A 6388-nucleotide genomic window follows, 5' to 3' on the forward strand; every position below is an offset into this window, starting at 1 on the left:
AGGTATTAACTATGACTTAACAATTACGTCAGGTATGCTTTATTGACAGTTAAGTAGCTAACCATATGAAATCATATATTTCTGACTCCTTGTTCAGGCACTCTGCTTCGTTACAACTCCGGTCACATAGCTACGGCTATGCTCCCTCCGTTGTGCCTCGCATAGCACCTGCCCAAGTAGCCAGAAATATGTGATTCCATATGGCCAGCTACTTATCTCTGTTATCGGTCTGGAGTTACTTAATCCGGTTGCCTCATTTGCAATTCATTGAGCAAGGGTAGAGCCGGGTCATCCGGTACCCTCAGCCGCTCTTTCCTGATGACCAGCAAACCCCCGGATCACCTCGGGAAACGTTATCAGTACATTTCACATCTATTTGTGCGGCCTCCACGTAGAGGTGGGTTGCAACTTTGCAAATTTTTCCGCAATCTGCTTGCCAGAAAGAAATGGTATTCATGGCATTCACTTTTCGTTGAGAGGGCCGGATGATAAGTAACGAGGCATACCCATGAAAGTTGCACTGATTGGAGCCGGACTTTCCGGGATAAAGGCCGCAAGTCTGTTGGCGGAATTGGGGCATGAAGTGACTGTTTTTGAGAAAAGTCGCGGATTGGGTGGGCGCTTAGCCAATCGACGTGAAGCATGGGGCAAGCTGGATATTGGTGCCCAGTACTTTACCGCCAGGGATCCGGGGTTTCAGAAACAGGTAGAGCTCTGGCTGCAAGCATCTGCTGTACAGGTCTGGGATTTTTCACCCTACTGTGTTGAACAGGGAACATTAACACCGTCACCGGATGAAACGGTGCGCTACATTGGTTCCCCGTTAATGAACCAGCTGGTTTATTGTTTGAGCAGCAACATTGCCATTAACTTCCAGTGTCACATCTCGAAGGTGGAAAAGAGCCGGGAAGGGTGGCGGCTGTTGTCTGCCGATGGTGCGCTTTTTTCCAGCTTCGACTGGTTGATTGTTAGTAGTCCTGCCGAGCAAAGCCGTACCCTGCTTGATAGCTGTTCTGATGTGATGGCTCTTGTACCTGAGGCCGTCCATCAACCCTGCTGGGCAGCAGGCCTTGCTACCCGGGGGAAAATTCCAGCAGATGTGCAGGGTATCTTTGGGGATGAAACGGTCCGCTGGGCTTCGCGGTTATCCAGCCGACCCGGTTTTAGGAAAGCGCCGGATGTTGACGATGTCTGGATGTTGCATTTTTCGCCAGAGTGGTCTGAACAACAGGGTAAAGAAACGGCAGTGGACATTGGTCAGACAGGTTTGAACTGGCTGCAGACAATAATGGCTACCGGGCTTGAGAAAACAGCACAGTATCGACATTACTGGCGCTATGCCAATATTAAGCCAGTAACCTTTGATCAACCTTATCTTCTGGATGAACGTCAGCGGCTTGCGGTCATTGGTGCCTGGTGTGCGGGTGGCAGGGTTGAGGGGGCCTGGTTATCAGCGCAGAAGTGTATACAGGACCTGTCGGGTTAATAATGAACCGATTCATCATGATCGTTGATCGCCCCCGGTACTGCCGGGGCTTGTAACCATTCAGGAAAACATTGCCCTGATCCGGGGATAGCATTAACTGTTATCCAACCGACAGCTTTCTTACACAGCCAGTGAAAGTCCCAGCCCCAAGCCGCCATCGGTGCGGCTTTTATCAACACGATACAGGCGTTCAAATACCCGTTCTTTCTCTTCGTCCACAATGCCCGGGCCGTTATCTGCGACTTTCAGCCATGCAATGCCATCTTCTTTATCAAGACCACAGCCCAGAGTAATCCTGCTGCCTGTCGGGCAATATCGCAGGGCGTTTTCAATCAGGTTGGCAACTTGCTGAATTAATAGTGGCTCTTTTCGTATTGCAGACTGCTGATTTCATAAATCAGGCTGGAATCCTCCTGTGGCAGGGCTTGGCAATATTTAGCCAGCAGTTTCCTGAAGGCATTGTATATCAAGGCCTTTGGCCAATTTTCATTGCAGAGCAGCCTGTAACCCGAAAAGAGCCAAAATTTTGTACCTGGGTTTACTCCGTCCATTGAGCTATTGGATCACAGATCAGGGCTATCCCGTTTTTTGCCTTGCCTCTATTGTTAGTAATGATACCCCTCCTGGCCCTGGTTTGCCTGCCTTTCTCGGATGCTTCGTATTTGGCCCTGGCTTTCTTGCCTTTACCGGATGCTTCGTATTTGTCCCTGGCTTTCTTGCCTTTACCGGATGCTTCGTATTTGGCCCTCGCCCTTGCTCTGGCTGCTTTGCCCTTATCGGTTGCTTCGTATTTGGCACTGGCTTTTGCCCTGACTCTTTTACCCTTATCGGATGCACGGTATTTGGCCCGGGTCTTCTTGCCTTTATCAGATGTTTCGTATTTTGATTTGCCGTCGGATAGATCATATTTGGCTTTGGCCTGTTTATTTGACAACAGAAAAATATCTTCAGTGGTAGCCTGAGTTGAATGTGTAGTTGGTTGAGGTTTAATTATCTCAGCCTTTTCAATCGACCCGGAAATAGTAGCGGTACGAACTTGTGTGTTGTAAACATGAGTGGAAATTTCTTCAGATTGATGATGACTGCTATTAACAATTGGTATGCTTTGATTGGTTGATTGCCTTAAACCTAAAAGAGACTGGATTGAAAAACGTTCATTACCGGGAATGTATACAGGGGGGGGGACCTTATTTTGAACTTTACTTCCGGGTATTAAGTCAACTGATTGATTTTTATCACGACAGCTAGCAACGATTACTACTGGCTTTTTTTCAAACCAGGGATTATAAAAAGGTACAGCTGGATGCGTATGATAGTCTTCAGCAGTTTCATCACCACGCATAACAGATAGAATATTCGACACTTCTGTAACGTCACGGCAGAAGGCCCTGCCTATTGCTACTGATTCAGAAAAAGCAGAATCATGAAAGTAAAGTAAATGGCCATAGGCTGCATTTAATCGAGCTGAAGCAAAAGAAGAAGGACTGTACATTGAACTATTGAATTATTGAACACAACCCTGAGACCATTCTTTCTCATAAAAGTTCAAGTTAGAAAATGGTAATTTTGACTGTATCGGGTATATGGTGCCAGGGGACAGGGTTAAGAGGTAGTATGCCAGTAGCGTTTTCTTTGGCACTTTCTCTGGCGCTCTGCGAAATCGGGCCCATTGTGGTAGCGCTTCTTTTGGTACTCTCTTTCACGCTCTTGCGTAAGCGGGATTTTCTCTGATACTTCCTTTTGCGCTCTCTTTCGCGCTGTGCGTAAGCAGGATCATTTTGGTAGCGAGCTCTTTTGCGCTCCCTGTCAAGCTCTCTTACGCGCTGTGCGTAAGCAGGATCATTCTGTAAGCGAACCCTTTTGCGCACTCTGTTGCGCTCTTTTTTGCGCTCGGCATAGGCAGGATCATTCTGATAGCGCGCCTTTTCGCGCGCATTGTTGTGCACTCTTGTGCTCTCTGCGTAAGCAGGATCATTCTGTAAGCGATCCCTTCTGAACACCCTGTTGTACTCTTTTTTGCGCGCAGCATAGGCAGGATCATTATGATAGCGCGCCCTTTCGCGCGCATTGTTGCGGAGTCTTTTGCTCTCTGCGTAAGCAGGATCATTCTGATAGCGCGCTCTTTCGCGTGCATTGTTGCGCACTCTTGTGATCTCTGCGTAAGCAGGATCATTCTGTAAGCGCTCCCTTCTGAACACCCTGTTGTGCTCTTTTTTGCGCGCAGCATAGGCAGGATCATTATGATAGCGCGCCCTTTCGCGCGCATTTTTTCGCACTCTTCTGCTCTCTGCGTAAGCGGTATCACTTTGAAATGGCCTATCTAATGCAGGTTGAACGATTGTCACTGGCGTTGCTGGCATAAAATGATTATTAACAAACGCCCGATCAGTATTGTAGGCTGGTTGATGAAGGTTATTATCAACACATAATAAGCATTGTGAGGCTGTTTGAGGTAAACCCATGTCATAAATATATGTGGGATCACTACTCTGAAGTTTTCGTCTAATCGAAAAATCAAGAACCTGATCTTTCCTGGTAAGGTTATCAATGATGACTATCGATCTTTTCTCAAACCTGGGATCATCAAATGGATTATGAAAAGGGACTGCAGGCTGCTGAAGGTGGTTCTCAGTGGTTTCATCTTTACTCATAATATAGAGACTAGTGGCTGCTTCCCCAACGTCACGGGAAAAGGCCCGACCTGATGTGCCGGGTTCATAAGAAGCAGTATCTTGAAAATACGAAAAGTGATCAGGAACTGCATTTACCTGAGCAGTAAAATAAAGTCTATCCATGATAGAACCTCTGCCTTGTCAGTGTTCATACAGTTTCTTTGCTCCTTCGCACTCGTGGCTTGTTTGTGAAGCTTCGTTTTGCGTAAATAATTTTTTTTCTAATAACTCTTTGCCGCTCCCTTTCACTTTCTGCATAAGTTGGATTATTCCTGTAACGTTTTCTTTCTTGCTTGCTATGTCACTTCCTCATGCGCCTTGCATAGTCGGGATCTTTACAACGTTCCTTTTGCCGTTTTTTTTGGCGCTCTGCATAATCGGGATCATTCCGGTAGCGTTCCCTTTGTAGCATCCTTAGTAATATCAGTTCTCAAAAAGTCTGAAGGACTGACATGTGGTAGAGGTGCAATGTTATATCCATACCAAAAGTTAGCGGAGCCAGTGTTATTGTCTTGTTTACCTGGTTGATCATGATATAGAGGCAACGGTGCAATAGATGCTTTAACAGACATAAGTAGTTAACCAAATGAAATCATATATTTCTGACTAAGTGGGCAGTCACTCTGCGGCGTTGCAACTCCGGTCACATAGCTACGGCTATGCTCCCTACGTTGCGCCTTGCATAGTAACTGCCCACTTAGCCAGAAATATACGATTCCATTTGGCCAACTACTTACCTTGGTACGTCGACTGTTGTTCATTTGTGTCTGTCTGAAGGGGTTGATCTGATGGTCTTGTAAAAAGTCCATCGAGATCAATATCGAAATCGGAAATTGCTGATAGTAATACATTGAATTATAGAATAATTGAATTATTTATTAAGACCTCCTCTTTTTAGAAAGGTTCCTATGATAAATAATCTGTCAATATCATGTTTATCAAACAAACCGATGAAACTGCTTTTGAACCCCGTGTATGTCATGGCATGGAGCATTAAATACTTAAATCCGACAGGCTCCCGGGCTTACTGTCAGGGATAATGACTTTATGCAGGTGAAATAATCGAGATGGGTGTCTGGGGTCGCGACAGACTTTGGAATGAAAAGGAAAATAAGCTGGTAACAAAGCCCGATAAGTTGAGGCTGGTGAATTCTTGCATCACCAGAAGGCTGTTCGAGAATAGGCTGCCCTTTGCGGCAACTGCTCCTGGACGGGCGTTATTCCCGGTCAGGCTCCTGGTAAGTTGACGGTTTGGTCGCAAAAACCAGTGCATTCCATTGTTCATCAATCTTTGACTCAAAAAATTGATTTAGTGCCACTGAGTCAACAAGATCCTTGGTTTCCCTGAGTCTGTTTAATGAAGTAACATAGGTATATTCACTTGAACTGGAACTCCCTGCATGGTTTTGATCATAATGATCCACTAACCCATCAAAGTTGCTATTTTCCTTAGCCAACCATTGTGACAATTCTTCATCATGGGATTTGATAAACGCAAAAAATATTTCATCCTTGCATAAGTCTATCAAATAATTTTTTAACAGGCTTTTGTTGTTTATTGCCTGAATAAAATCATATTTTAATCTTCCATATTGACCCCTGATAGCATGGACAACACGACGGCCCTGTTCTGGGAAATATTGTTGAATATGATTTTCAGAAAATTCACAAATTTCTCTCGCAAACCGGTTTTTTACATACGCTCTGATTTCAGTGGATTCATTACCTCCAAGGAGGTGGTGCCTGCTCAGGACGCTGAACAGTTGTTCCTCATGAATAAGCAGTTTGGCTTTACCAAGCAATGAAAACCAGTTAATGCTGTTATCTTGATCACATATACCCTCCGTCAGTGTTGCCGCCTTGAATCTTACTTTTATCAGGTCACAGACTTCCGCAGTATGGTCCTCGCAATCTCTGGACGACATACTTTCAATTATTTCGATAATCTCTCCAATGAGCTCTGGTTTTTTCAGCAGATGATTGAGTATTTCTTTGTATACATCACCCAGGTGTAAACGCTCTGAATCGTTTGCACTTTTGACCTTATCTTCAAGGATGTGAAGTTTCTGTATTTGAACTGGATTGAAAATATTTACAAGCCTTGCTTTGGCTTCGTTAAGCGACAGATTTATATCTGCAGGTTGATTATTTGTTCTGTAATTTGCAGGATGCTCTGGAACAAGCCAGGATACAGGGCGGTTGCACCTAGTGTACGATAGTTTATATTTTG

At 45.0% G+C, this 6388-nt stretch carries 5 protein-coding genes; 1 reads left to right on the forward strand and 4 read right to left on the reverse strand.

Annotation, left to right across the window (positions count from 1 at the left end; translation table 11 throughout):
* Window positions 1–508 precede the first annotated feature (508 nt).
* Entirely contained in the window at window positions 509–1486 is a 978-nt protein-coding gene (locus CX664_RS24845; RefSeq protein WP_101749270.1) for an NAD(P)/FAD-dependent oxidoreductase, read from the forward strand.
* A gap of 120 nt (window positions 1487–1606) precedes the next feature.
* On the opposite strand, the gene CX664_RS28395 is transcribed toward CX664_RS24845, so the two are convergent.
* The 4 genes from CX664_RS28395 to CX664_RS26830 all read right to left on the reverse strand — a co-directional run.
* A complete protein-coding gene (locus CX664_RS28395; RefSeq protein ID WP_219622300.1) occupies window positions 1607–1861 on the reverse strand; it encodes an ATP-binding protein in 255 nt (84 codons plus the stop codon).
* A gap of 163 nt (window positions 1862–2024) precedes the next feature.
* Window positions 2025–2420 carry a hypothetical protein gene (locus tag CX664_RS26030; protein WP_146000353.1) on the reverse strand — a complete coding sequence of 132 codons (396 nt, stop codon included), beginning with the start codon at window positions 2418–2420 and terminating at the stop codon, window positions 2025–2027.
* Between the two features lie 616 nt (window positions 2421–3036).
* Entirely contained in the window at window positions 3037–3762 is a 726-nt protein-coding gene (locus CX664_RS26035; protein WP_146000354.1) for a splicing factor U2AF large subunit, read from the reverse strand.
* A gap of 1613 nt (window positions 3763–5375) precedes the next feature.
* Window positions 5376–6388: hypothetical protein (locus CX664_RS26830; protein ID WP_180966630.1), on the reverse strand; the 1013-nt coding region annotated here is incomplete at its 5' end.

Origin of the sequence: Endozoicomonas acroporae, from assembly GCF_002864045.1 — a bacterium.
In the GTDB taxonomy this organism is placed as follows: domain Bacteria; phylum Pseudomonadota; class Gammaproteobacteria; order Pseudomonadales; family Endozoicomonadaceae; genus Endozoicomonas; species Endozoicomonas acroporae.